Annotated in this window: 20 protein-coding genes; 2 read left to right on the forward strand and 18 right to left on the reverse strand. The window is 73.6% G+C overall.

Going from position 1 to position 25,292, the window contains the following annotated elements; all coding sequences use genetic code 11:
- Window positions 1–215: 215 nt before the first annotated feature.
- The 3 genes from ACYQ02_RS00580 to rlmD all read right to left on the reverse strand — a co-directional run bounded on the left by ACYQ02_RS00580 (window position 216) and on the right by rlmD (window position 4,933).
- Window positions 216–2,075, reverse strand: coding sequence for an amidase (locus ACYQ02_RS00580; protein WP_460038492.1), 1,860 nt, complete (start codon window positions 2,073–2,075; stop codon window positions 216–218).
- Between the two features lie 229 nt (window positions 2,076–2,304).
- Window positions 2,305–3,165 (reverse strand): hydrogen peroxide-dependent heme synthase, encoded by an 861-nt coding sequence (gene hemQ, locus ACYQ02_RS00585; RefSeq protein ID WP_460038493.1) that lies wholly within the window; start codon window positions 3,163–3,165, stop codon window positions 2,305–2,307.
- A 115-nt stretch (window positions 3,166–3,280) separates the two neighbouring features.
- On the reverse strand, window positions 3,281–4,933 hold the full coding sequence (gene rlmD, locus ACYQ02_RS00590; RefSeq protein WP_460038494.1) for a 23S rRNA (uracil(1939)-C(5))-methyltransferase RlmD: 1,653 nt from the start codon (window positions 4,931–4,933) through the stop codon (window positions 3,281–3,283).
- Between the two features lie 381 nt (window positions 4,934–5,314).
- On the opposite strand from rlmD, the gene ACYQ02_RS00595 reads away from it, so the two are divergent.
- Window positions 5,315–5,518, forward strand: a complete 204-nt coding sequence (locus ACYQ02_RS00595) for a YHS domain-containing protein (RefSeq protein ID WP_006904356.1) — start codon at window positions 5,315–5,317, stop codon at window positions 5,516–5,518.
- Between the two features lie 36 nt (window positions 5,519–5,554).
- On the opposite strand, the gene ACYQ02_RS00600 is transcribed toward ACYQ02_RS00595, so the two are convergent.
- The 4 genes from ACYQ02_RS00600 to ACYQ02_RS00615 form a co-directional block, all read right to left on the reverse strand.
- The gene (locus tag ACYQ02_RS00600; protein ID WP_460038495.1) at window positions 5,555–6,607 is read right to left on the reverse strand and encodes a cation diffusion facilitator family transporter; all 1,053 of its coding nucleotides are present in this window, start codon (window positions 6,605–6,607) and stop codon (window positions 5,555–5,557) included.
- Between the two features lie 204 nt (window positions 6,608–6,811).
- Window positions 6,812–7,624 carry an ABC transporter ATP-binding protein gene (locus ACYQ02_RS00605; protein WP_116901030.1) on the reverse strand — a complete coding sequence of 271 codons (813 nt, stop codon included), beginning with the start codon at window positions 7,622–7,624 and terminating at the stop codon, window positions 6,812–6,814.
- Between the two features lie 99 nt (window positions 7,625–7,723).
- Window positions 7,724–8,758: an ABC transporter permease gene (locus tag ACYQ02_RS00610; RefSeq protein WP_460038496.1), complete on the reverse strand. Its 1,035-nt coding sequence runs from the start codon at window positions 8,756–8,758 to the stop codon at window positions 7,724–7,726.
- Window positions 8,759–8,938: 180 nt separating this feature from the next.
- Entirely contained in the window at window positions 8,939–10,138 is a 1,200-nt protein-coding gene (locus ACYQ02_RS00615) for an ABC transporter substrate-binding protein (RefSeq protein ID WP_460038497.1), read from the reverse strand.
- A 517-nt stretch (window positions 10,139–10,655) separates the two neighbouring features.
- Between ACYQ02_RS00615 and ACYQ02_RS00620 the strand changes: the two genes are divergently transcribed.
- Complete coding sequence (locus ACYQ02_RS00620) at window positions 10,656–11,180, forward strand: PaaI family thioesterase (RefSeq protein ID WP_460038603.1); 525 nt, start codon at window positions 10,656–10,658, stop codon at window positions 11,178–11,180.
- Between the two features lie 9 nt (window positions 11,181–11,189).
- Here the strand turns inward: ACYQ02_RS00620 and menC are convergent, their stop codons facing one another.
- From menC to ACYQ02_RS00675, 11 genes are all read right to left on the reverse strand, one after another.
- Window positions 11,190–12,497 (reverse strand): o-succinylbenzoate synthase, encoded by a 1,308-nt coding sequence (gene menC, locus ACYQ02_RS00625; RefSeq protein WP_460038498.1) that lies wholly within the window; start codon window positions 12,495–12,497, stop codon window positions 11,190–11,192.
- A 28-nt stretch (window positions 12,498–12,525) separates the two neighbouring features.
- A complete protein-coding gene (locus tag ACYQ02_RS00630; protein ID WP_460038499.1) occupies window positions 12,526–13,587 on the reverse strand; it encodes a GNAT family N-acetyltransferase in 1,062 nt (353 codons plus the stop codon).
- 102 nt (window positions 13,588–13,689) lie between these two features.
- Window positions 13,690–14,481: an acyl-CoA thioesterase gene (locus ACYQ02_RS00635; protein WP_460038500.1), complete on the reverse strand. Its 792-nt coding sequence runs from the start codon at window positions 14,479–14,481 to the stop codon at window positions 13,690–13,692.
- Between the two features lie 212 nt (window positions 14,482–14,693).
- Window positions 14,694–16,538 (reverse strand): long-chain-fatty-acid--CoA ligase, encoded by a 1,845-nt coding sequence (locus ACYQ02_RS00640; RefSeq protein WP_460038501.1) that lies wholly within the window; start codon window positions 16,536–16,538, stop codon window positions 14,694–14,696.
- Window positions 16,539–16,641: 103 nt separating this feature from the next.
- Window positions 16,642–18,777, reverse strand: coding sequence for a (Fe-S)-binding protein (locus ACYQ02_RS00645; RefSeq protein WP_460038502.1), 2,136 nt, complete (start codon window positions 18,775–18,777; stop codon window positions 16,642–16,644).
- A gap of 99 nt (window positions 18,778–18,876) precedes the next feature.
- A complete protein-coding gene (locus ACYQ02_RS00650) occupies window positions 18,877–19,833 on the reverse strand; it encodes an electron transfer flavoprotein subunit alpha/FixB family protein (RefSeq protein WP_460038503.1) in 957 nt (318 codons plus the stop codon).
- A gap of 25 nt (window positions 19,834–19,858) precedes the next feature.
- Window positions 19,859–20,665, reverse strand: coding sequence for an electron transfer flavoprotein subunit beta/FixA family protein (locus ACYQ02_RS00655; protein WP_460038504.1), 807 nt, complete (start codon window positions 20,663–20,665; stop codon window positions 19,859–19,861).
- A 54-nt stretch (window positions 20,666–20,719) separates the two neighbouring features.
- Window positions 20,720–21,331: a TetR/AcrR family transcriptional regulator gene (locus ACYQ02_RS00660; RefSeq protein WP_460038505.1), complete on the reverse strand. Its 612-nt coding sequence runs from the start codon at window positions 21,329–21,331 to the stop codon at window positions 20,720–20,722.
- 287 nt (window positions 21,332–21,618) lie between these two features.
- Window positions 21,619–22,836 carry a DUF4340 domain-containing protein gene (locus ACYQ02_RS00665; RefSeq protein WP_460038506.1) on the reverse strand — a complete coding sequence of 406 codons (1,218 nt, stop codon included), beginning with the start codon at window positions 22,834–22,836 and terminating at the stop codon, window positions 21,619–21,621.
- Window positions 22,833–24,353 carry a GldG family protein gene (locus ACYQ02_RS00670; protein ID WP_460038507.1) on the reverse strand — a complete coding sequence of 507 codons (1,521 nt, stop codon included), beginning with the start codon at window positions 24,351–24,353 and terminating at the stop codon, window positions 22,833–22,835. The genes ACYQ02_RS00665 and ACYQ02_RS00670 overlap by 4 nt, the downstream gene beginning before the upstream one ends.
- 216 nt (window positions 24,354–24,569) lie before the next feature.
- Window positions 24,570–25,289, reverse strand: a complete 720-nt coding sequence (locus ACYQ02_RS00675; protein WP_460038508.1) for an ABC transporter permease — start codon at window positions 25,287–25,289, stop codon at window positions 24,570–24,572.
- Between the last annotated feature and the right edge of the window lie 3 nt (window positions 25,290–25,292).

Genomic DNA, 25,292 nt, shown 5'->3' on the forward strand with positions numbered 1-25,292 from the left:
CTCGCCGGTTGCGATGAAACGGAACCGCTGGGCACTGCCGGGCGGAGGCGCCACCCCCTGCCGGCCGGCGCCGGGCGCGTCCCGCCGCCGGCGGCCGGATTGGCCCACGGGTCGCGTGCAACGGCCGGGCCCCATCCCACCGCCGGCCGCAGGCGCCACGCCCCGGGTCGGGTCCAGCCGCCGGTCGCCAGGGGCTCCGGTCCTCCCGGCGCCCCTCACCCCCGCAGGGGGCCCCGGGCCCGTTCCAGGGCCGCGCCGACCCGCAGGACCGTGGCCTCGTCGAAGGCCCGGCCCGCGATCTGGATGGCCAGGGGCAGCCCGCTGGGGCCGATGGCCACCGGCACCGACAGCACCGGCTGGCCCGTGACGTTGAAGGGCGCCGTCAGCCGGATCAGCGCTTCGGGCACCGGCTCGGCATCCGCCCCCTCGGGCTGCCACGTGGCCTGCCCCAGCCGCGGCGCCGGGATGGGCAGAGTGGGCGCCACCAGCACATGGCAGCGCGCCATCACCGCCGCCGCCCGGCGGGCCAGCTCGGTCCGCAGCCGCTGGGCCAGCAGGTAGTCCCGGGCCAGGAGGAACTGGCCCAGCTCGAACCGGACCCGCACCTCCCGGCTGTAGTCCCCGCCCTGCCGTGCCAGGGTGGCCGCATGGTAGGCGCCCCCCTCGGCCAGGGCCAGCAGGCGGTTCACCAGGGTCAGCACCCCGGCGGCGGGAAAGTCTGCTTCGCCGGGCCCCGTTCCCCCGATCTCCACCAGCTCGGCCCCCATGGCCTGCAGATGCTCGAGGGCGGCGGCGAAGGCCTGTTCGACCTCCGGGTGGATCCGGTCGCGGGCCCAGGCGGCCAGCACGCCCACCCGCACGCCCCCCAGGTCCCCGGCGGCCCCCGCTGCGGCGGCCTCGACCAGGCCCTGGGCGGCGGCAGGCACGGTGGCCGGATCCAGGGGATCGGGTCCGGCCAGGACCTCCAGCACCCGGGCGGCGTCGGCCACGGTGCCCGCCAGGGGCCCGGTATGGTCCAGGGACCAGCTGAGGGGCACGGTGCCGTGCCGGCTCACCCGGCCGTATGTGGGCTTGAGCCCCACGGTGCCGCAGGCGGCGGCGGGAATGCGGATGGAGCCGCCGGTGTCGGTGCCCAGGGCCACGGGCAACAGGCCCGCCCCCACCACCGCACCGGAGCCGCCGCTGGACCCCCCCGCCGAGTGCTCCAGGTTCCACGGGTTGTGCACCGGGCCGTGGAAGGGCGTGTCGGTGGTGGCACCGAAGGCGAACTCGTGGGTGGCCGTCTTGCCGACGATCACGGCACCCGCCGCTTCCAGCCGCCGGACCACCGTGGCGCTCTCCCGGGCCACGTGGCCGGCCCGGACCCGGGAGCCGGCCGTGGTGGGCACCCCGGCCAGGTCGATCAGGTCCTTCAGGGCCACGGGCACCCCGAAGAGGGGACCCGGACCGCCGCCGGCCCCATCCCCTGCCCCACCCCCGCCGCGCCGCCAGCGGGCCAGCTCCTCATCCCGGCGGCGGGCCGTGGCCAGGGCCTGTTCGGCCGTTACGGTGACGAAAGCGCGAAGGTCCCGGTCCAGGGTTTCCACCTGCTCGAGAACGGCCCGGGTGACCTCCTCGACCCCCATCCGGCCGCGGCGGAAGGCTTCGACCAGTTCCCCCGCGCTCACCCCGGCCAACGGCCCGCCGGCCATGACCCGCCGGCCGGGGGCCGCCCAGGACCCGGCGGCCCGGGTGGAACGTGCCCGGTCCCCGCCTGCTGCCTCGCGGGTGGACCCGGTCCCGGCGCCTTCCGGCCCGGAAGGCGAAGCCACCGGGCGGGCCGCCCCGTAGCCCGTCCCGCCCGCCGTGCCCAGGCGTTCGAGGGTTTCGACCGGCAGGCCGGGGGCGGCATGGTACGCGGGGTGGCCGGGGTCGAAGGCGATGGCGGGCAGCGTCTCGCCCAGCACCTCCTCGCCGAAGGCCCGCAGGCGGGCGACGAGCCCCTCCAGGCGGGCGGCCGTCTCCCGGATCACCTCGTCCTCCACCGCGCCGCGGCCCAGGAGCTCTTCAGCCATGGAACGGACCAGCTCTTCCAAGAGGGCACCCCCTGTTGCCTTTGCTTTGCCGGGGATTTCGTGACGGGCCGGCCCGTCCCTACCCGGCCGCGGCAAGGGGCCGGGGGAAAAAACGGGGCGGGCCCGGCAGCCTGGGTTCGCCGCCGCCGGACCCGCCGGAGGATGACCGCCTGGGCCCAGGGGCTGATGCCCGCGGCCCGGCCTCGACGGCGCCGAGGTGCGGGCCCGTGGGAACGGCCGGAGACCCGGCTCAGCGCCCTGAGCCGGCGGCCGCCTGGGCCCCCGCCGCCCCGTCCGGCGTCTCGGGGCTGAGGAAGCGCACCAGCTCGCCGGGCGCAAGGCGCACACCCACGTAGAAGGGGCCGAACTCGCCGTACCGGGCGCTGGCCTCGTCGAAGCGCATCTCGTAGACCACGCGCTTGAAGTCCACGGGGTCGTCGGCGAAGAGGGTGACGCCCCACTCCCAGTCGTCCAGCCCCATGGACCCGCTGATGATCTGGGTGACCCGGCCCGCATACTTGCGCCCGATGAGCCCGTGGCTGTGCATCAGGCGGCCGCGTTCTTCAAAGGGCAGGGTGTACCAGTTGTCGGCGCCGTCCCGCTTCTTGTTCATCGGGTAGAAGCAGGCGTGCCGGGCCGGGGGGATGGCGGGGTACAGGCGGGCGCGGACGAAGGGCTCCTGGCGCACGTCCCGCTCGGGACCGCCGGGTCCGGAGCGGTAAAAGCTCAGCTCCGTCACCGAGACGTAGGAGTACGCCGGCTCCAGATAGTCGCCCAGGGCCGTCCGGGCCAAGGCCGCCTCCAGCTCGCCCAGGTCGGCCAGGGCCGGGCGGAAGTGGAGCCACAGCAGGTCCGCCTTGTGGCCCACCACGCGATAGAGGGCGCTGGCCCCCTCGCCCGTGTCCCCTGCGGCCTCCACGTGCCGGAGGAACGCGGCCGCCTCGCGGGCAATCTGGGCCCGCCGGGCGGGATCCAGGGCTTTCCAGCGGCGCCAGTCCAGCCGCCGGAAATCGTGCAGGATGAACCAGCCCTCCAGGGTGAAGGGCGGTGCATTCTGGGTCGACTGGGGGTTGGCGGAGTGATGGCTGGTTTCGGTTCCACCGGGGTGCATGGGCATCCACCTCACCGCCACGAGCATGACAGAAGGCGCCGCGCGCTACAAGGGCGGCGTGGCCGGACCGGGCGGCCCGTCCCCAACTTGCAGCCCTGCACCGGGTCCCCTGCCCTCACCCGTCCTCCAGGACCAGCAGTGCGGCACACTCCACGTGGGCGGTATGGGGGAACATGTCCACCGGCTGGACGGCCTCGAGGCGGTAGCGGGCCCGCCGCCCCCGCCGCCGGCCGCTGCCGTGGACGGCGGGCGCCGCCGGCGAGCCCGTGTCGCAAAGCACAGCCAGGTCCCGGGCCAGGGTGACGGGATTGCAGGAAACGTAGACGATCCGGGGAGGCGCCAGCTCGAGGCACGCTGCAAGCGCCGCGGGCGCGCAGCCCTTGCGCGGCGGATCGAGGAGGATCCCGTCGGGCCGGCCGCCGCGGGCCGCGGCCCCGTCCCCGCCTCCGGCGCCGCCCTGGCTCTCCGCGGCCAGGCGGGGCAGGACGTCCTCCACGGCGCCGGTGATGAACTCCACGCCCTGCAGGCCGTTGCGCTCGGCGTTGACGCGGGCGTCGGCCGTGGCCTCGGGCACCACCTCGATGGCCGTCACCCGGTAGCCGGAGCCGGCCGCCCCCCGGCCGGCGGTGCCGGCGGCCAGCCGGGCCGCCGCCAGCAGCGCCAGGGTGCCGATGCCGGCGTAGGCATCGATCAGCCAGAAAGGACGGCCGCCTGCCGCAGTCCCGCCGTCCCCCGTCCCGGGGTCCCGCCTCGCCCCGGTGGCCCCGGCGTCCCGGGCCGGCCGGCCGGCCGCGGTATCCCGTTCGGCCACCGCCGCCCCCGGGTTCGAACCCGTGGCGGCGGACCCGGCCTCCCGGCCCGCCAGGGCGTAGTCCAGGGCCACCTGGTAGAGCCGCTCGGCCTGGACGGGGTTGACCTGGTAGAAGGACTCCAGGGAGATGCGGAACTCCAGCCCGCCCAGGCGGTCGACGATCCACGGCCGGCCGGCGATGGGCACCGTCTCCGGGCCGAGGATCGCATTGCCGCGGCGCCGGTTCAGGTTCTTCACCACACCCGCCAGGGCCGGCACCTGCTCTTGCAGGTGCCGGGCCAGCCGCTCTTCCCCCGGCAGGCCGTCGCCGTTGATCACCAGCCCGGCCAGCGCCTCGCCCGTCCGCAGCCCCACCCGCACCACCAGATGCCGCAACAGTCCCTGGTGCCGCTCCTCGTCATAGGTGCTCGTCGCCCGGCCGTCCGGGTCTTCCTCCAGCCAGCGGCGCAGGGCGGCCGCCACCTGGTTGATCACCGGGTGCTGGATGGCGCAGCCGTGTTCTTCCAGGTCGACGACGGTGTGGGTGCCGGGAGCGAAGAAGCCCATGGCCACCCGCCCGCCGGGCAGCCGGCGGACGGGCAGGGCGGCCTTGTTGCGGTAGAACCAGGGCGGGTCCATACCCAGGGTCTCGGCTACCGGCGGCGCCTCCAGCCGCCCCACCCGCTCCAGGGCGTCGACCACCAGGCGGCGCTTCCAGGCCAGCTGGGCCGGGTACGACAGGTGCTGCAGCCGGCAACCGCCGCAGCGGGCAAAGAGAGGACAGGCGGGGCTTACCCGGTCCGGCCCCGGCGCCAGCACGGCCTCCGCCGCCGCCCGGGCGTAGCGGGGCTTCACCTCGGTCACCCGGACGCGGATCCGGTCCCCCGGGGCGACCCAGGGGACGAACACGGCCATGCCGCCATAGCGGGCCACCGCGTCCCCGCCGGCCGCCAGAGCATGGGGTTCCAGCTCGACCACCTGGCCCACCTGAAGGGGCGCGGGGGATGGGGCGGCCTGGGGGGACGCGGGGGACACGGTGGGCGGCCCGTGCCCTGCCGGATCAGCGGCCGCCGCCCGGTGCCCCTGCGGTTCGGCACCCTGCGGCCGGCCCCCCGAAGCGGGCCGGCGGTGAGCCTGGTGCCGGTCCGCGGGCTGCCCGGGGAACCGGGTCCCGGAACGCCGGGAGCGGGCTCGTGGGCGGTGGTGCGAATCTTGTGGCATGACCAGTCCTCCCGGGCCGGTCCAACCCGCCGGGGCAGGGATGCCCGGGCGGGCGGCCAATTCTGTACATACACATGCAACGGGCCCGCGGGCACCGCCTGCGCGGCCTGCAGCCTGCACCGAGGAGGCGCATGGGACGTGGCCGTCGATCCCGTATGCGGCATGACCATCGACGAGTCGACCGCCGAGGAGATGGGTATCGAGACGGTGCAGTACCGCGGCACCACCTATTATTTCTGCTGCCCCTACTGCCGCAAGCAGTTCGAGCAGGACCCGGAAAGGTACATCAAGCAGGCACCGGGAACCCACCACGACGCCATCCACGGCGACGGGCCGGCCTGACCCGGCCTGAACCGGCCTGCTGCGGCGCCGGATCCCTCAGCCCTTCCGGCCGTCCCCCGGGTCTTCTCCCCTGCGGCCGGCAGGTCCCACCGGCGTCACCGGGCGGCCCGGCCTCCCGGCTTCCGGGGACGAACCGGCCGGCCCGGCCCTCGCGCCGGCCTCCGGGTCCGTCGCCCGGCGGCGGGCTGGACCCTTTCCCCGGTGGGGCTCTACGTGCACGTGGACGTGCGTCACGTCGGGATCCTGGCGCAGGACCTGTTCGACCCGGTCGGCCACGGCGTGGGATTCCTCCACCGTCAAGCCGGGGTCGACGGTAATGGTCACGTCGATGGCCGTGGCCTTGCCCAGGCGGCGCCCCCGGACGTCCCGGACCGTCTCCACGCCGGGCACGCGGGCCACCCGCCGGCCCAGCCGCTGCACGCGCTCCGGCTCGAAGCCGTCAAGGAGTTCATGCGTCGCCTCACTGGCCAGCCGCCAGGCCGTCCGCACCACCAGCAGCCCCACCACCACGCCCGCCACAGGATCGAGCCAGGTCCAGCCCCGGCCGGCTCCCCAGATGCCCACCACCGTGCCCAGGCTGACCAGAGCATCGGAGCTGTGGTCGCGGGCGGCTGCGCGCAGGGCGGGGCTGCCGGTGCGCCGGGCCAGGGCCCGGTTGTAGAAGTACACCGCGGCCATCACCGCTGCCGCAGCGAGGCCCACCCCGGCCGCATAGGGCTCCGGCGGCTCGAGGTTGGGCGCCAGGGCGGCCTGCAGGGCCGACAGGCCCACGTTCAGCCCCACCATACCCATCACCGTGCCCACCACCAGCTGGGCGACGGTCTCCGCCCGGCCGTGGCCGTAGCGGTGCTCGGCGTCGGCCGGCCGCGCCGCGGCCCGGATGCCCCACAGGACGGCCACCGATGCCAGCACGTCGGTCAGGTTGTTGAGCCCGTCGGCCAGCATGCCCCGCGACCCGGCCCGCCAGCCTACCCCGATCTTCACCGCACTCAACACGACGTAGCTGGCTGCGCTCAGCCAGGCCCCCTTCAAGCTGGCCCGAACGGCCTGGTCCTGCCCCTGGCGGTGAGCCCGCGCCTGCGCCGTCACCGGATTTCCTCCCCACAACAAGGTTGCCGTCGTGCAAATCCCTCGACACGCGGGGAGGGAGGCCCGCCACCCAGGGGTGCGGCCTCCCTCCCACAACGGTTCCAGTATAGCCTCCGCCACCGGTCCGGTGAACCCCGGGTGCTCCTGCCGCTCCCCAAGCGCCCGGGATCAGCGGGCGCTGCCGCGGCCGGGGGCCGGCATCCACTAGCGCCGCCCGGCCACCAGCCGGCGCTCGTCGCGCTCCCGCGCCGCCAGCACCTCGTCCCGCAGGGCTTCCCATACCCGCTGGTAGGTGGCCGCGTAGGCCGGGTGGCTGCGCAGGGTGTCCAGGTCCCGCTGGCGCGGGATGGCCACCGGCACCTGGGCCTTGATCCGCCCCGGCGAGGCGGTGAAGACCACGATGCGGTCGGCCAGGTGGATCGCCTCGTCGATGGAGTGGGTGACGTAGAGCACCGTCTTGCGGTTCGCCTCCCAGAGGCGGAGCAGCTCTTGGGCCAGCAGCAGCTTGTTCTGCTCGTCCAGGGCGGCGAAGGGTTCATCCATCAACAGGATCTCCGGGTCGACCGCAAAGGCCCGGGCCACGCTGACCCGCTGCTTCATGCCGCCGGAGAGCTGGTGGGGATAGGCGTCGGCGAAGGCTTCGAGGCCCACCAGCTTGAGGTAGTGGTCGACGATGCGTTCCCGCTCGGCCCGGGGCACCCGCCGCAGGGCCAGGCCGTAGCCGATGTTGCGCCGGACGGTCATCCAGGGGAACACCGACTGCTCCTGGAACACCATGGCCTGCAGAGGCCGGGAGGGATCGCTGCGCGCCACCTGGATGTCGCCCGCCGTGGGCCTCTCCAGCCCGGCCAGGATCCGCAGCAGCGTGGTCTTGCCGCAGCCCGACGGCCCCACCAGGCAGACGAACTCGCCCTCCTGCACCTCCAGGTCGACCCCGTCCAGCGCGGTCACCACCCGGCGGCGGGCGACGAACTCCTTGCGCAGGCCGCGGATCCGGATCTTCCACCGCTCGGACATCCTCATCCCCCCTGAAGCCGTCCCGTCACCCCGGCTTCCCCTCGCGGCAGGCCGCCGCCCCGCAACCTCCGTTCCGGCATCGCCGGCCCTGGGCCCCGCCTACCGGGGGCGCCAGGGCAGCACCAGCCGCTCCAGTTCGTTCAGGGCCATGGTGAAGGCGTAACCGAAGAAGCTCATCAGCACCAGGCCGATGTACATGGCGGCCATGTCCCAGACCTGGTAGGAGTTCCAGATCAGGTAGCCCAGGCCGCTGCGGGCGCCGATCATCTCGGCGGCCACGATGAGCAGCAGCGAGACGCCCATGCCCAGCTTGAGGCCGGCGAAGATCATCGGCAGGGCGCCCGGCCAGGCCACGGTGCGGTAGAAGTCGAGGCGGGAGGCGCCGAAGTTGCGCGCCACGTCCACGTAGATCCGCTCGATGTTCACCACGCCGGCCACGGTGTTGACCAGCACCAGGGTGAAGCAGCCCAGGCCAATGGTCACCACCTTGAAGGCCTCGCCCACGCCGAAGATCATCAGCAGAAGCGGCAGCAGGGCGATCTTGGGGATCGGGTAGATGGCCGCCACGATGGGCTCCAGCACCGCCCGCACCAGGGGGAAGAGCCCCATGGTCAGGCCCAGGATCACCGCCGGGATGGCGCCGACGGCAAACCCCAGGATGACGCGCAGGAGGCTGATACCCAGGTGCTGGACCAGGGTCCCGTCGGCCACCATGGCGGCAAACCGCACGGCAATCCGGCTGGGCGGCGGGAAGAACCGGGGATCCAGCATGCCCGCCCGGACCATGAGCTCCCAGATGAGGAGCAGGGCGATGGGGCTGACCACGGAAAGCCACCGCTCGCGATCGAGCCAGGGGACGCGGCGCCCCGGAACCGCCCCGGCACCGCCGGCCCGGCCCCGCCGGGATCCCCTTCCGGGCAGGATCCCCGCCCGGCGCCGGCCGGTGCCGTTGGCGCCTGGAGCCAGGGCACCGGCTTCGGGCCGGCGGTCATCCGGCCCGCCGGGCCCCCTTTCCGCGGTGGCCCCCGCGGGGACCACCGCCTGCCGGTCCTGCCGGCCCCCCGCGGCCGCCGGCGCTTCCAGCCCCGGCCGCCGCGCCCAGCCGTCGCCCTGCACCTGTCGCCGGTTCAGCATGGCATTCCCTCCTTGACCAGACTCCCGGCTACCCGCCTCCCGGCCCGCCCCGGAGGACCGCGCAGGGTGGCCGGGAAAGGGAGCGGTCGCCGGACCGCGGGAGTGGGACCCGGACACCCCCCAGCCGCTTGCGACCGCCCCCAAGTTCACCGGCAGCCCCTCAGGGAGGCCCCGCCTTCCCTATTGACCCCCGTCGTACGGACCAAGGACCTGGACCGCATACTCCACCAGGGACTGGTCCACCACCTTGTTCAGGTCGATCTGCCCGGTGAAGTAGCCCCGCTCCCGGTACCAGTCCAGCTGGGCCTGCAGGCTTTCCACGTTCAGCCGCCCGTCGGGGTTCAGCCCCGGGACGTAGACCTTCTTCCACAGCTCCGGGTCCTTCAGGGCGGTGTACTTGGTCATGATGGGGATGATCTCGGCCATCTTGGCCTCATCCCGCTTGACGAAGGCGTCGTTGTAGTCCCGCAGCGCCTTGACGTACGCCAGCATGAAGCGCTGGGACAGTTCCTTGTCGGCGACGAACTTGGGGCTGGCCAGCACCTCGGCGATCTGGAAGCCGGGCGCGTAGTCCCGGGCCGCGTCGCCGAAGCGCTTGAGGATGCCCTGTTCCTCCGCCTGGGTGATCAGGGGCTCGATGTGCATCGCCACATCGACGGCCCCGTTGGCCAGGGCGGCGTTCATGTCGCCGAAGGACTTGATGATCACGTACTCCACGTCGTCCCGGGTCAGGCCCGCGTGCCGGAGGGCCAGGTCGACGAACTGTTCGTCCAGCGACGCCTCGGCGGTGATGGCGATGCGCTTGCCCTTGAGGTCGCGGTAGTCCTTGATCTCACCGGCCTTATCGGCCGCCACCGTCAGGTTGAAGTAGGAACGCCCGGGGACGTTCTCGCCCTTGGTGGCGATGAGCCGCAGGTCAAGACCGCTCTGGATGGCGTTCCAGAGGCCGACGCTCAGCACCCCGCCGGCCACCTGCACCTGGTCGGCGGCCAGGGCAGGCAGCATGTAGGCGCTGGACTCGAAGGTGACGAACTCGGGCTTGATGCAAAGGTCGCGGAAGTACCCCTTCTCGGTGGCGATGTAGAAGCCCGCCCCCGACGGGGCTCCGTCCTCCGCGATCTTGACGGTGACCTCCTGGGGCAGCGGCGGGACGCCGGCCAGGCCGGGCCGCTGGCTGCAGTCGCCGGCGGCCGTCCCTCCGCCCCCGTCCCCTTCCCCGCTGCCGCCGGCCGCTCCGCCGGCCGGCGCGCCGGACGGGGTCCCGCTGCCCGTGCCCCCACCGGCGCCACAAGCCGCCAGCAGCAGAGCCGCTGCCAGCAGGGCTGCCAGGGCGGGAAGAACGCGGCCCCACCGCCTGCTGTTCCAGATACTTCCTCCCATACTCGACCCCCCGCATGGATTGCCGCCGGCCGGCGTCAGGAAACCTGACGCACCGGCCGTGACGACTACCCCACGATATGCCGTGGCCATGGGCGGGTGTGCAGCAGCGGGCCCTTCCGTCACGGGCCCCAAGGACGGTGGGGGATCCGGAGGCAGGGGGACTCGCAGGCCACCTCCCTCAGCCTGGGCGGGGGCCTGCGGTGCCGCCCGCCCGGCCGGGCGGCGAGAGGCGGCAGGGAAGGCGGCGGCCCGGGGGAAAAGCACCGGTGGCGGCCGTCAGGGCGCAGGCCGCAAGCTTCAGGGAATCCGGGCGGGATGGGGCGAGGCGGGGCGGCGTGAGGGACGCTGCCCCACCGGAACGCTGTCCCACCGGGACGCCCCCGCCGGGCCGTTCCACCCGCCGGGAAGCGTTGAACCTGCGAAAGGAAGCCAGCCCGCCCGATCCGCGGCCGGAGCCGGCGGGTCGAGGAACTTGCCCCGGCTGGGGGGACAGGAAGGAGCTGGAGCGACGGTGCCGATGGAGCCGGATGCAGGTCCCGCCCACCGCGGGCCGGCCGTGCAGGACCGCTACCCGGACGACTTCGCCTGGTGTTACGGCTGCGGCCGGCACAACCCTGCGGGCCTGCACTTGAAGACCTATCCCGACGGCGACGAAACCGTCACGGTGTTCGAACCCCGCCCGGAACACATGGCGGTGCCCGGGTTCGTCTACGGCGGGCTGATCGCCTCCCTGATCGACTGCCACAGCATGGCCACGGCCTCGCTGGCCCTCTATCGCCGGGACGGCCACCGGCTGGGCGATCCCGAGCCCGTGCCGCGCTGTGTCACCGCGTCGCTCAAGGTCGACTACCTGCGGCCCACGCCCCTGGGGGTTCCCCTCGTGGTGCGCGGCCGGGTGGTGGAGCTGGGCCAGCGCAAGGCCGTGGTGGAGAGCGAGCTCTACGCCGGCGAGACCCTTTGCGCCCGGGGCCAGGTGGTGGCGGTGCTGGCCCCACCGGCCATGACCCCGAACCAGGCCGGCGCGGAGCGCCGGCCTGGTTGAGCGGGCCGGTCAGGACGCGTGCCAGGAGCGGTGCCGGACGGTGTACTTCTCGACCCGTTCCGGCACCACCCGGTACCCCAGGCCGGGCTCCTGGGGCACCTCCACCGTGCCGTCGGGCCCCACCCGGACCGCCGGGTCGATGACATCCTCGTGGTAGTACCGGTCGCTTCCCGACGTGTCGCCGGGCAGCGTGAAGCCGGGCAGGGTGGTCAGGGCGATGTTGTGGGCGCGGCCGACGCCGGTCTCCAGCATCCCCCCGCACCACACCGGGATGCCGTAGCGGCGGCAGAGGTCGTGGATCCGCCGGGCGTCCATCGGCCCTCCGACCCGGCCCTGCTTGATGTTGACGATCCGGCCGCTGCCCAGGGCCAGGGCCTCCCGGGCGCCGTGGACGTGCTTTACGGACTCGTCCAGGCACACCGGCGTGGCCAGCTGCCGCTGCAGGGCGGCGTGGTCCAGCAGGTCGTCCTCGTGCAGGGGCTGTTCGATCATCATCAGGCCGTAGTCGTCGAGGGCCCGGAGCCGGCCGGCATCGGCCAGGGTGTAGGCGGCGTTGGCATCGACCATCAGGGGGATGCTGCCGAACCGCTGCCGCAAGGCCCGGACCGGTTCGACCTCATAACCGGGCTTGATCTTGATCTTGATGCGCCGGTAGCCCTGGTCCAGGAACCGCTCCACCGTGGCCAGCAAGGCATCCAGGCTGGGCTGGATGCCCACGCTGACCCCCACGGGAATCCGCCGGCGGGCCGGGTCACCGCCGTACTCCTGCCACAGCGGCACGCCCCGGGCCCGGGAACGGGCGTCCAGCAGGGCCATCTCCACCCCGGCCTTGGCCATGGGATGGCCGCGCACCCACTCGCACGCGGCCCGCCACTGGCCGGGCGTCGCGAAGGTGCGGCCGGGCAGGGCGGGCAGGATGAACTCGGTGAGGACGTGCCAGGCCGTGCCCGTGGTCTCGTAGCTGTAGCCCGGGTCGGCGTCGGCCACCACCTCGCCCCAGCCCTCCACCACCCCTGCCTCCGGATGACGGGCCTCCAGCCGCACCAGCAGGCACTCCCGCCGGTCGACCCGGCCGTAGCTGGTCTCGAAGGGCGCCACCAGGGGCATGCGCAGCCAGAAGAGCTGGACGCCGGTGATGGTCAGCGGCACGGCCTCCGCCCCCGGCTCGGCAGGCATGGGGGGAAAGTCCAGAACGCCCGGACCTTCTGATCCCGCCGCCGGTGCCACCTCATCCCGCTGCGCGGCAGTCGCCGCGGCCCCGGCTTCCGCTGCCGCCTCCTGCCACTCGCCCCGTTCCACCCTGTCCCGCTGCTCCACGGCGGTTCCTCCTCTCCCCGGCGGCGGGTCAGGGGGAGGCCCGCCGCGCCAGCACGTACGTCACGGTGGCCCCACCGGGCCCGGGCAGGCACCGGTCCAGCAGGTAACCCGCCCCCAGCGCCGCCTCCAGCACGTGGCGCAGGTGGAACCGCCACTCCAGGCCCCACTGGAACCGGTTCTGCCGCCACTCGGCGAAGCGGGCCGGGATCAGCACGGCCACCTCGGGTTCACCACCGGGCGCCTGCCAGTCCAGAGGCACGGGGAGCCCCCCATCGTCCCGCACCCGGTTGAGCACGGGCAGCTCCGCCGGTCCCGGCGCCGGCGGCCCCGGGACCGGATCCGGTGCCCGGGAGCCCTCCGGAGCGGAGCCTGGGGCGTCCCCGGCGGCCGCCGTCTCCGCGCCGGCCCCCGGGCCTGGTGCGCCGGCCGGGACCGCCAGGCCCGACCGCCCCGAGTCCCCCGGGCCCTCGCCGGCCCCGGCCCGCCGGGCCACCCGGCGGCTGGTCAGGTACCACTCGATGACCACCCGGTCGGCCGGCAGGCCGCGGTTCAGCTCGTCGTCCAGCACCCCGTAGAACTCCCGCACGTAGCGCCGCGCCACGCCGCCCAGGCGGGTCAGGTTGAGATAGCCGTTGCGGGCCTGCAGGGGGTCGTAGGTCCAGGTGATCAGGTGCAGCCCCTGCCGGAGCGCCCACTCCCGCTGGGCCAGCTTGAGCCGGCGGCCGATGCCCCGGTCCCGCAGCTCGGGCCGCACGGCCAGCAAGTCCGAATGGAAGACCGGCTCCCGCCGGCCCGGCTCGCCCGGAACGGGCGGCGGCCCGGCCGGTGGCCCGGCCGCCGCGGCAGCGCCGCCGGCCGGTTCCTCCAGGCCGGGAGGCACGGGCTGCCGCTGGCGCCACCCCGGGAAGCCGAAGCAGAAGCCGGCCAGCTCGCCGCCCAGCCAGGCCCCCAGGACGGACCCGCCCACTTCCAGCACCGCCCGCATGGTGGCCGACGGCACCAGGGGCGGCCCGCCCCACACCGCCTGCTGCAGGGCTTCGGCCTGGGCCAGCTCGGCATGCCCTTCCAGCGGCCGGATGACCAGTTCCAAGGCTCGTCCCCCTTCTCCGCTGACCGCTTCTCCCGTGACCGGGAGTTCCGCCGGCGCCAGGCGGCCGGCCCTGGGCCGGTCCCCGGAGCGGGCCCGGGACGGCTACGGGGTCGCGCCCCCGGCCGGCTCCGGGTCCGGCGCCGTCCCGGCGGGCAGGCCGCCGGACGGTGTCCCGCCGGCCTGAATCCCGCGGGCTCCCGGGCCGGCCTGGGTCTCGCCCTTGGGGCCTGCGCCCGCCGCCGCAGCCGCCACCCCCTGGGCCGCCCCCTCCGGCAGGCCGGTTCCCGCCCGGCCTGCCCGGGCCAGGCGCTCCTGCCGCCGGAGCCGAGCCTCCGCCTGCAGGCGCTGCTCGTCGGGCGTCTCGGCGATGACGGCGGGCACGGGGGCCGGGCGGCCGCTGTCGTCCAGGGCCACGAAGGTGAAGAAGGCCGTCGCCGTGTGCCGCCGCTGGCCGGTGCGCAGGTTCTCGCTGTAGACGTTCACCCGCACTTCCATGGAGGTGCGGCCGGCGTCCGTCACCTGGGCCTCCAGCAGGATCGCCTCGCCCACGCGGATGGGGTGCAGGAAGTCGATGCGGTCGACCGAGGCGGTGACGCAGATCCGCCGCGAGTGGCGCGCCGCCGCCAGCGCCCCGGCGATGTCCATGAGGTGCATGACCTTCCCGCCCAGGATGTTGCCGAGGGGGTTCGCATCGTTGGGCAGGACCAGTTCGGTCATTTCCACCCGGGATTCCCGGGCGGGCCGCGCCGGTGGCACGGGATCCGGATCGGGGGCCGCCGGGGGGTTCTCGGCGGCGGGCTCCGGCCGGCCGGGCTCCCCGGACGGGCGCGCCCCCGGCAGGCCGGCTTCCCGGGCCTGGCCTGTTTCGGGATCCTGCGGCTGCTGGCCGTTCATGGGCTCACCCCGCTGCGCGGGAGGGGCCGGTCGGCCGGCCCCTCCCCCACGGTCCTGGCTCTCGTTGCCCATGATACCACGGCCCTGCCGCGATCCCACGACCTGCCCCGGTCCCGGCCGCCGGCGGGCGGCAGCCATCTTCTTTGCGCCCAGTGCGACTTCACGCCCAGCTCGACCGCCGGGTCGCCTCCCTGCCCCCGCCGGGCTCGGCCCTAGCGGGGCTGCGGGTCGCCGGGTTCCTCCCCGTCCCCCGCCACCCCGGCCTGCGGCCCGGCCGGTGCTTCCCCGGACGGGGTCGCCTGCTCGCCCGCCGCCGGTGCCCGCTTCCGCTCCTCCTCGGCCAGGACCCGGCGGAGGACCTTGCCGATGAGGCTCTTGGGTAGCTCGCTGCGGAACTCCACGGCCCGCGGCACCTTGTACTTGGCCAGCCGCTGGCGGCAGAACTCGATGATCTCCTGCTCCGTGGCCGTCTCCCCCGGCTTGAGGACCACATAGGCCTTGACCATCTCGCCCCGGTAGGGATCGGGCACGCCGGCCACGGCGGCCTCCAGCACCTTGGGGTGCTGGTAGAGGACCTCCTCCACCTCGCGGGGGTAGACGTTGTAGCCGCCGGTGATGATCATCTCCTTCTTCCGGTCCACGATCCGGAAGAAGCCGTCCTCGTCCATGGTGGCGATGTCACCCGTGTAGAGCCAGCCGTCCCGCAGGGTGCGCTCGGTCTCGTCGGGCCGGTTCCAGTATCCCTTCATCACCTGGGGGCCGCGGATGACGAGCTCGCCCTCCTCGCCCGGCCCCAGCACCCGGGTCCCGGTCTCGATGTCCACGATGCGGGCCTCGGTGTCGGGCAGGGGAATGCCGATGGTGCCGTTACGCTTGCCGGGGCCCGTGGGGTTGACGTGGGTGACCGGCGAGGCCTCCGTCAGCCCGTAGCCCTCCACCAGCGAGCCGCCGGAGAGCCGCTCGAACTGCTCTTGGACCTCCAGCGGCAGGGGGGCGGCGCCGCTGACGCACGACTCGATGGACGAGAAGTCATACCGGCGCAAGTCGGGGTGGTTCAGGATGGCCACGTACATGGTCGGCACGCCGGGGAACATGGTGGGTCGGTAGCGGGCGATGGCCTTCAGCACCTCGCCCGCGTTGAAGCGGGGCAGCAGGATCATGGTGCCCTGGATGGCGATGGCCAGGTTCATCACGGTGGTCATGCCGTAGACGTGGAAGAAGGGGATGACCCCCATGATGCGGTGGCGGGGCCCGTCGTCCACCTTGCCCTGCAGCACCCACTCCGCCGTCTGCAAGGCGTTGGCCAGCAGGTTCCGGTGGGTGAGCATGGCGGCCTTGGGCCGCCCCGTGGTACCGCCGGTGTACTGCAGCAGCGCCACCTGATCAGGCTCCACGGGCACCGGCACCGGGGGCGCTCCGCCGCCGGCCTCCCCACCCTCGCCCAGCACGTCCTGGAACCAGAGGACGTCGTCGTTTTCGCGGATCTCCGGCCAGGTGCCATCGCGCCGGGCCTTCAGCGGGTAGAGCAGGCGGAGCAGGGCCGGCATGTACTCGTTGACCCGGGTCAGGATCACCGTCTCCAGGCGGGTCCGCGGCCGGACCTGGCGCACCGTGGGATAGGTCATGTCCAGCGCCACCAGCACCCGGCAGCCCGAGTCGTTGAGCTGGAACTCCAGCTCCGGCGCGGTGTAGAGCGGGTTGTGGTTGACCACCACGCCGCCCGCCTTGAGGACGCCGTAGTAGGCGATGACGAACTGGGGGCAGTTGGGCAGCATGATGGCCACCCGGTCGCCGGGCCGGACTCCCCGCCGCACCAGGGCCCGGGCGAAGCGGTCGGCGGCGTGGTTGAGCTGGGCGTAGGTCAGGGTCCGGTTGAAGAAGATCACGGCCGGGTGTTCGGGCCGTTCCCGCGCCGCCTTGTCCAGCAAGCCGTAGAGCGGCATCGAGGGATAATCCAGGCGATGCCGCACCCCCTCGGGGTAGAAACGCAGCCAGGGGAACTCCCCCGCCTGGGCTTGTCCCGCCGGGGTCCCCGTTCCCGCCAGGGATTCCGCCACGGTACTCCCCTCCCTGGCCCCCAGCCTCTCCGCTTCTCCTGGCCGGGGGCGTTGTACGCACCTGCAGAGCGACCGGCCGGGCCGCCGGCCGGACCGGCCAAGGCTAATCGCCCGCACCCTGCCGGGCCTCTCCTCCTGCGGCGGCACCGGCGGGATCGGCCAGCGCTTCGTCCACCAGCTCGACGAAGTCCCGCACGCGCACGCCGCGTTCTTCCGCACCGGCCACGGCCTTGACGCCGGTCTCCATCATCGCCAGGCAGAAGGGGCAGCCGGTGACCACCACATCCGCTCCGGTGCCCACGGCCTCTTCCGCCCGGTTGCGGTTGATCTTGCCGCCGGACTTGTCCTCGTACCACATGTGGGCGCCGCCCGCCCCGCAGCAGAAGCTGCGCTCCCGCGACCGCCCCATCTCCAGCCGCCGGGTCCCCAGGCCGTCCAGCACCTGGCGGGGCGCGTCGTAGACGTCGTTGTAGCGGCCCAGGTAGCAGGGGTCGTGGTAGGTGACCTGCAGCGAGCGGTGCAGCTCGCGGGCCAGCTCCAGCTTGCCCTCCTCCATCAGCTTGAACACCAGCTCGCTGTGGTGGATCACCTCGTAGTGGCCGCCGAAGCGCTTGTACTCGTGCTTGAGCTGCTGGAGGCAGTGGGGGCAGTGGGTGACGATGCGCTTGACCTTGTAGCCGTTCAGGGTCTCCACGTTGGCCTGGGCCAGCATCTCGTAGTGGTACTCGTTGCCGCTGCGCCGGGCCGGGTCGCCGGTGCACTGCTCCTCCGGCCCCAGCACGGCGAACTTGATGCCGGCCCGGTCCATCACCCGGGCCAGGGCCCGGGCCACCTTCTGCACCCGCTCGTCGAAGGCGCCGGCGCAGCCGACCCAGTAGAGGTACTCGATGTCCTCGGGGTCGTCCAGCTCCGCCATGGTCTTGACCGGCAGGTCCTTGTACCAGTCGGTGCGGTCGGCGGTGGCGCCCCGGTAGGGGTGCTGGCGCGTCTCCAGGCTCTCCATGGCGCTGGCCAGGGTCTCGGGCATCTCCGCCTTCTCCATGGCCAGGTAACGGCGCATGTCAAGGATGGTGGGCACGTGCTCGATGAAGACCGGGCACGCCTGCTCGCAGGCGCGGCAGGTGGTGCAGGCCCACAGGGTCTCTTCCTTGATCACGCCGCCCGCCAGGATGGGCAGGTGCTCGACGATGCTGTCATAGGTCTCCTGGTCGCCGGCCAGCTGGGCCGCCTTGGCCCGCAGCAAATCGTCCCGGTAGGCCCGCACGTGATCGCGCAGGTCCAGGATCACCCGCTTGGGCGACAGGGGCTTGCCCTCGGCGAAGGCGGGGCAGGCCGCCTCGCAGCGGCCGCATTCGGTGCAGGCGTCCAGGTCCAGCAGCTGCTTCCAGGTCAGGTCCAGCGCCGTCCGGGCCCCCAGGCTGGCCGTCTCGTCCTCCAGGTCCATGGGCTTGGGCTCGCCCTTGGCGTCCAGGTTGCTGAAGAAGATGTTCAGCGGCCCCGTCACCAGGTGGAAGGCCTTGCTGTACGGAAGCGCAGCCAGCCAGGCGTGCCAGGTCAGCATGTGTAGCAGCCAGGTCCCGGCATGGACCGCCCGCAGGGCGCCCTCCGCCGGCAGGAGGGCCGCCAGGGCCAGGCCCGTCAGGTAGCCGAAGGGCGACCAGAGGGCCCAGGGATCGGCCGTCACCACCAGCCGGATCCCCTCCAGGACGAACCCGGTCACCATGATGACCAGAAGCCCCAGGAGCAGCAGGAAGTCGGCCCGCTTGCCCTTCTCCAGCTGGCCCGGCCGCATCACGTACCGCCGCCAGAAGAACACGGCCAGGCCCACCGTGGCCAGGGCGCCGAACACGTCCAGGGTCAGGCTGTGGAAGTACAGGTAGAACCGGCCCCGCAGGATGGGGATCCCCAGGTCATGGTGGATCATCACCACCAGGGTGCCGATGAACAGCACGATGAAGGCGAAGAACAGCAGCGCGTGGGCGATGCCCGGCAGCCGCTCCTTGAGCAGCCGCCCCTGGCCCAGCCCGTGGATCAGGACGCGGCGCAGGCGCTGCCCGGGGCGATCCCACCGCACCTCGGGCCTGCCCGCCATCCAGGTGCGCACCCGCTGCCAGGCACCATAGGCCATCACCGCCAGGGCCACGGTCATGCTGATGTACATGATCCACACGAAGCTGTGGGGAACGTTCCACTGGACCTGGCGGGTCGCCTCGGCGACGGCAGGCATCGCCTCCGGCATGCTCCTTCCCCCCTCGCTCCTTGCCGCCCCCGCCCGCCGGGAGGCGGTCCGGCCCCGGGCGGCGGCCGCGCCGCCCGGGCACCGGCGTCCGGGCCGGCATCAGCCGGCCTTGAGCTTGCGTACTTCCTCGATCAGGTGGGGCAGCACCTTCTGGTACTCCATGGGCACCCCCAGGCGCGCCACCTCGAAGATCGGCGCCTCGGGATCCTTGTTGATGGCCACCACGGTCTTGGCTCCGGCGATGCCGGCCAGGTGCTGGCTGGCGCCGGAGATGCCGATGGCGATATAGAGGTCCGGCGCCACGATCTTGCCGGTCTGGCCCACCTGCCGCTCCGGCGGCGCCCAGCCCTCGTCCACCGCCGCCAGGGAGGCGCCCACCGCGCCACCCAGCAGCCGGGCCAGTTCCTCCAGATCCTTGAAGGGTTCGGGACCGCCCAGGCCGCGCCCGCCCGAGACGATGACCCGGGCTTCCTCCAGGCGCACGCCGCCCTCGTCGGCGACCCGCACCTCCACCCGGCGCAGCGGCCGGTCGGTGCCGCTGACGGGCAGATCCTCCACCTCCGCCGGGGACGAACCGGCCTTCTCCGCCGGCGGGAAGGACCCCGGCCGCACCGTGGCCACCTGGGGCGACTTCTTCAGCACCACGTCGGCTACGGCCTTGCCGCCGAACACCGGTCGCGACCACACGATCCGGTCCCCGTCCCGCCGGGCCTCGATCACGTCGGTCACCGCAGCACCCCCCAGCCGGGCCGCCAGCCGCGGAGCCACCTCCCGGCCGCGGGGGTCGGCCGGCAACAGGACCACCTGGGGCTGGAGGCTCTGGCAGGCCGCCGCCAGGGTCGCCACGTACGCCTCGCCGCCGTAGCTCTCCAGGTCCCCGTCGGCGGCGTAGGCCCGGGCACCGTAGGCGCCGGCCTCCGCCGCCGCCTCGCGGGCGCCGGGTCCCAGCACGGCCACGGCCACGGGACCGTCGCCGGCCAGCTGCCGGGCGCCACCCAGGAGCTCGGCGGTCCCCTGGGTCAGGCCCTTTCCGTTCCACTGGACTACCAGGATCATGGCATGTCCTCCTCCCAAGGGCGGTTCAGAGCACCTTCAGCTCCCGCAGCCGCCGCACCAGGGTCGCGGCAACCTCCGCCGGATCGTCGCCCTGGATCATCTCGCACTCGGTCTTGCGCTCCGGGATGCGCAGCGCCAGCACCTCGCTCGCCGCCTCGCCGGCCAGCGCCCCCTCGTCCAGTCCCAGATCGGCCAGGGTCCACTGGTCGATGGGCTTCCGGTTGGCCATCATCACGTCGCGCACCTTGGGCAGGCGCAGGACGTTGCTGTCGTCGTTGGTCACCGTGACCACCAGGGGCAGGGAGGCTTCCAGCACCTCGCGCCCCCCCGGCGCCTCCCGCACCAGGCGCAGGCCGCCGCCGGCCGGTTCCACCTGCTGGACCAGGGCGGCGCAGGGCCAGCCCAGTTCCTCCGCCAGCAGGTACCCCACCTGGCCCTGGTCCCAGTCGCCCGCCTGTCGCCCGGCCAGGACCAGATCCACCGAGCCCGCCTGGCGCACCGCCGCCGCCAGCACCCGCGCGGTGGTGGCCGCGTCGGGCAGGTCCAGCCCGCCCAGGTCGACCCGCACGGCCCGGTCCGCCTTGAGGGCCAGGGCCTTGCGCAGCCCGTCGGTGGCCTCGGCGCCGCCGGCGCTGATCACCGTCACCGAGTCCGCCGCGCCCTTGTCCTTGAGCTGCAGCGCCAGCTCCAGGGCATTCTGGTCAAAGGGGTTGATCACCACCGGCGCGTCGCCCCGCTCGGGACGGCGCCCGTCGGCCGCCACCCGGAACTTCCGCGCCGGCAGCTCCGGGTCGAGGATGGGCTTGAGCAGCACCACCACGTTCCAACCCATCCGGCTTCCCCACCTTTCCCTGGGGTTGTCAAAGGGTTTCGGCCACGGCCCGCCTCAGGGCGACCGGCCGGGCGTCCGGGCCTCGCGCCCCGCCCCGCCCGGCGCCAGCAGGCCGTGGAGGATCACCTCAACGAACTGGTCGCCGATCTGCTGCGGCGTCAGCCGGCCGTCGGCGCTGTACCAGCGGTACATCCAGTTGCAGGCACCCAGGATCGCCAGGCAGGCCGCGCCGGGGTCGACCGGCCGCAGCTCGCCGGCGGCCACCCCGCGCGCGATGAGCTCCGTGAGCCGCCGCGTGTACCGGCCCGTCTCGCCGCGGACCTTCTCCGCGTGCTCGGGCGGCAGGGCGTGGGACTCGCGGAACAGCACCGTCAGCGTCTCCTGGTGCTCGGCCACCACCTTGACGTGGGCGCGGATCGCCGCCGCCAGCTGCTGGGCAACGCTGCCCCCCGCCGCCTGGATGCGGTCCAGCTCGGCGTGGAAGAGCCGCATGGTCTCGCCGGCGATCTGCAGCAGGAGCGCCTCCTTGCTGCGGATGTAGTGGTAGAGGGACGCCTTCTGCAGGCCCACCGCCTCGGCGATGTCCTGCATGGTGGTGGCGTAGTAGCCCTTCTGGCGGAACAACTTGCGCGCCGCGTCCAGGATCTCCTGCTCCCGGCTGGCCATGCCGTCGCCTCCTGCGCTGCCCCGTCCCGCGCCGCAGCGGGGCTTCCGCCCGCCCGCAGCGGTGGCCCCAGGCCCCTCCCGGCTCGGGTGCCCCGACCGACCGTTCGGTCGGGGCGGGGGCATAAAAAAGGGCGGCGCGGACGGGCTCAGGACGAACGCGGCCTGGGGGCCGCCCGCCTGCCCTCCGGACGCCCGCCCTGTGCGGCGGGTGTTACAGAGATTCGGCGCGCCCGGCCCGTTTCCTCCCCGGCCGCGGCGGGCCGCCCTGGGGGATCCTTGGGGTGCCGCTAGTCGCTTCCAGCCCCCTGCCCCTGCCCGACCTGGTCCTCCTGCGCCTCCTGTCCCGCCTGCCCGTCGTCCTGCCCCTGGCCCGCCTGGCCGCCGGCCTTGCCCTCTTCCACCGGCTTCTCCAGGGCAGGCAGCACCTGATCTTCCAGGTAGGACAGGTCGTCGGGGTCGAGCCGGTACACCCACGGCCCCTCGCTGGTCATCACGAAGCGGCCGCCCTCCTCCGCCGGGGCGCCCACCCGGATCTCCAGCCACGGTGCCGCCTGCTGCCCCGGCGCCGGCTGGAACTCCAGGCGGATCCGGCCGTAGGGCTCCGCCAGGCCGTACCGCCGCTGGGCGGCGGGTTCGTCCCCCTGGTCGGCGGCGAAGCCGGCGGCGCGCCACTGGTGCAGGGCGAACCAGAGCTCCGACAGCTGGCTGCTGTCCTGCTTGCCCACCGGCCGGCCGTCCCGCTCCATCGACCAGCTGGTGCCCCCTTCCTCCCGCACGAACACCAGCCGCCGGCCGTTCCAGTCGACTTCCACCCGCCGGACCCGCTCGTCGTTGAAGGGGAGGAACATGGTTTCCCGCAGCTGGCCGGGGGGCAGCTGCAGGGTGTCCGCCACCCCCGGGGCGATGAGGTACACCTGGCGGCCGCCCTCAAGACGCGCGTAGGTGCCGCCGCCCGTGAGGGGGCTCCGGGCCCCCAGTTCCAGCACCCGGGCTTCGCCCTGGCCGGCAAAACGGACCGTGACCCGGGTGGCCGGCCGGTCCAGGCCGTACTGGGCCAGCTCGCCTTCGGGGACGTCCTCGGCCACCACCCGCTGGGCCACCAGCCGGCGCAGGTTGTCGGCGATGGTGGTGGCATACTCGTCGGCCACGGGGTACGGGCCCGGCTGGTGGATCCACCAGCGGCGGCTGGACAGCAGGCCGTCGATGGTATCCGCGGCCACCGGCCCCTGGCCGGCGAAGGGCCGGTCGGGCGACACCACCAGCTCCGGCGGCGGGCCCGGACGCAGGACGATCCGGCCGTCCTCGCCCTCGATCACCACCTCGCGCACCGCGGCATCGCCGGCATCCCACACGACGGCCGTCTCGCCCTCACCGGCCTCCCCGTCGCCGGGCTGCCGGTCCCGGGTGGCCCAGGCGTACACCGCCAGGCCGGCCGCCACCACCAGCAGGAACAGCCCCAGGAAGGCCTGCTGAACCGGCCCGCGGCGGCGACTGCGGCGGCTCATGCGTGCCGCCTCCTCCACCAGATGCCGAGCCCCACCAGCGCCACCAGGGCCGGGAAGCCCAGCACCAGGCCGTAGAAGATGCCCACCACCGCGCTGGGGGTCAGGACGATGGGCGTGGACGCCAGCTCCTTGGGCCGGATGGTCAGCCGCTCTTCGGACCCCACCAGCCAGTTGACGGCGTTGACCACGAAGTCCCGGTTGCCGGGCACCCGGTCCAGGTAGTCATTGGCGACGAAGGCGGCACTGCCGACCACCACCGCCACCGGGCGCGGGCCGCCGGTCGGCTCCGCCGCCTCGGACCCCGCATCCTCCCCTTGCCCGGCGGTTCCTGAGGCGGCCTCCTGATCGCCGGCGCCGCCCTCTTGCCCGTTCCCACCGGTACCGGCCGTCCCCTGGCCCAGCTCCCCTTCCACCGCCAGGGCCAGCGCCAGCGGGCCGGGCCGGTCCTGGCTGTCCTGCCGGACGGCCCGGGCCCGCAGATCCGTCTCGCCCCACGCTGCGTCGCTGGTATGGAGCAGCTCGGTGGTGGTCAGCTGGGTGTCCTCCCTGGGCGCCAGGCTGCGGCTGCCGGGAAGGACCAGCACCAGGTCGCCCCGCTGCAGGGGGTCGACGATGGGATGGCTGCCCAAAAGCGGCATGGGCGAGAGAGGATCCTGCCCCAGGAAGGCCCGCTCCGGGTCGACCACCACGTCCGCCGCGGCGTCGACCCCCACGGTCGCCAGCAACCGTTCCAGCTGCTCCAGGCGCGGCTGGTTGGGCACCGGGCCGTAGAGGACCAGCAGCCGCCCGCCGCGTCGGACGTACTCCTCCAGGCGCTGGCGTTCTTCCTCGAGAAGATCGCGGGTGGGACCGGCGATGGCCACCACGGCGGCGTCGGCAGGCACCTCGCCCTTCTGGGCCAGGTTGAGGGTCTCCACGGCCAGCGCCTCACCCTCCAGCAACCGGCCCAGGGTCGCCAGCTCCCCGCCGGGCGTGCCCTCGCCGTGGCCCGTCAGGAAGTACACCTTCTTGCCGCCACGGCCCGTCAGATCCAGGAGAGCGCGGGTGATGGCCTGCTCCGCGCGGATCTCCAGGCCGCCGCCCGCACCGTAGCCGAACAGGCTGAGGGGGTCGATCTTGCGGTAGTCGTCGCCCGACTCCACCACCACGGTGTTGTAGGTGTCCACCTCGTACCGGCGGGCCGTGGCGGGTTCCCGCTCCGGGTCGACCACCTCGAGCCGGATCCGGTCCGAGTTCCGGTCGTACAGCTCCAGGATGCGGCGCAGGGTGTCACCCTCGGCCGATCCGGACTGGAGGAACCCGTAGAGGGTGACGTCCTGGTCGAGCTCGCTCAAGACCTGGTGGGTTGAAGGCGAGAGGGAGTAGATCTTCTGCGCCGTCGCATCGTACCGCCACGAGTAGCGGGCGGCGAACACGTTGGCCAGCACCAGAAGGGCCAGGACGGCCACCGTCAGGACGGCCGTGTTCGTCCCCCGCCACAGCACCCGGCGGCGATGGGCATCGGCCCGTTCGGCCATAGGCGGTCCTCCTCAACCAGTGCTCATGAACGTCGTGGTGCTCCGCATCACGTCGCGGCTCCGCCTCACGTCCTCGTCGTGCTGCTCCGCAGCGGAGCCGCCCCGCTTGACGCCGCGCTTCGCGTCCTGCCGGGCGGGCTGCAGCCGGCCATCCCGCGGCCGTTCCGGTCGCCTGCGCGTCCCGGCGGACGCAGCCGGCCGGCGCAGAACCCGCCGTCAAGCGGCCCAGGTGCGCCGCTCCACGTTGCGCACGGCCAGGAACAAAAAGCCGGTGATCAGCGTGACGAAATAGACCAGGCGCCGGGTGTCCAGCACCCCGTTGATGAAATCGCTCAGGTTCTCCCAGACCGAGGCGGCGCGCAGCACGTCGCCGGTGGTCCCGCCGACGGAGCCGGCGGCCCAGTCCAGCATGTAGAGGGCCAGAAGGATGCCGAACCCGGCCACGGCGGCGATCACCTGGCTGTCGCTCAGGGTCGAGGCCAGGACGCCCGCGGCGGCAAAGGTGGCGGCCACCAGCCACACACCCAGATAGCCGACCAGCAGCATGGGCCACTCCACCCCGCCGTAGGCGGCGGTGACGGCCGGGTAGATCCCCGTCACCAGCAGGAGGACGGTCAGCAGGGTTAGCACGGCCAGGAACTTGGCCAGCACCGCCTGGTTCAGGGTGATGGGCGAGGTCAGCAGGAGTTCCGCGGTGCCCCGCTGCTGCTCCTCGGCCCAGGAGCGCATGGTCAGCGCGGGCACCACGAACAGCAGCAGCACCACCATGTGGTCGAGCAGGAAGCGCAGGTCGGGCGCCTGAAAGCTGGCCACCACGGCCAGGTAGTACCAGCCCGTCAGGGCCAGGAAGACGGCGGCCACCACCCACCACAGGGGGGACAGCCAGAAGGACAGCACGTCCTTGCGCCACAGGGCCAGAAGCCCGTGCCAACCCACGGC

This window comes from Thermaerobacter litoralis, assembly GCF_054654595.1.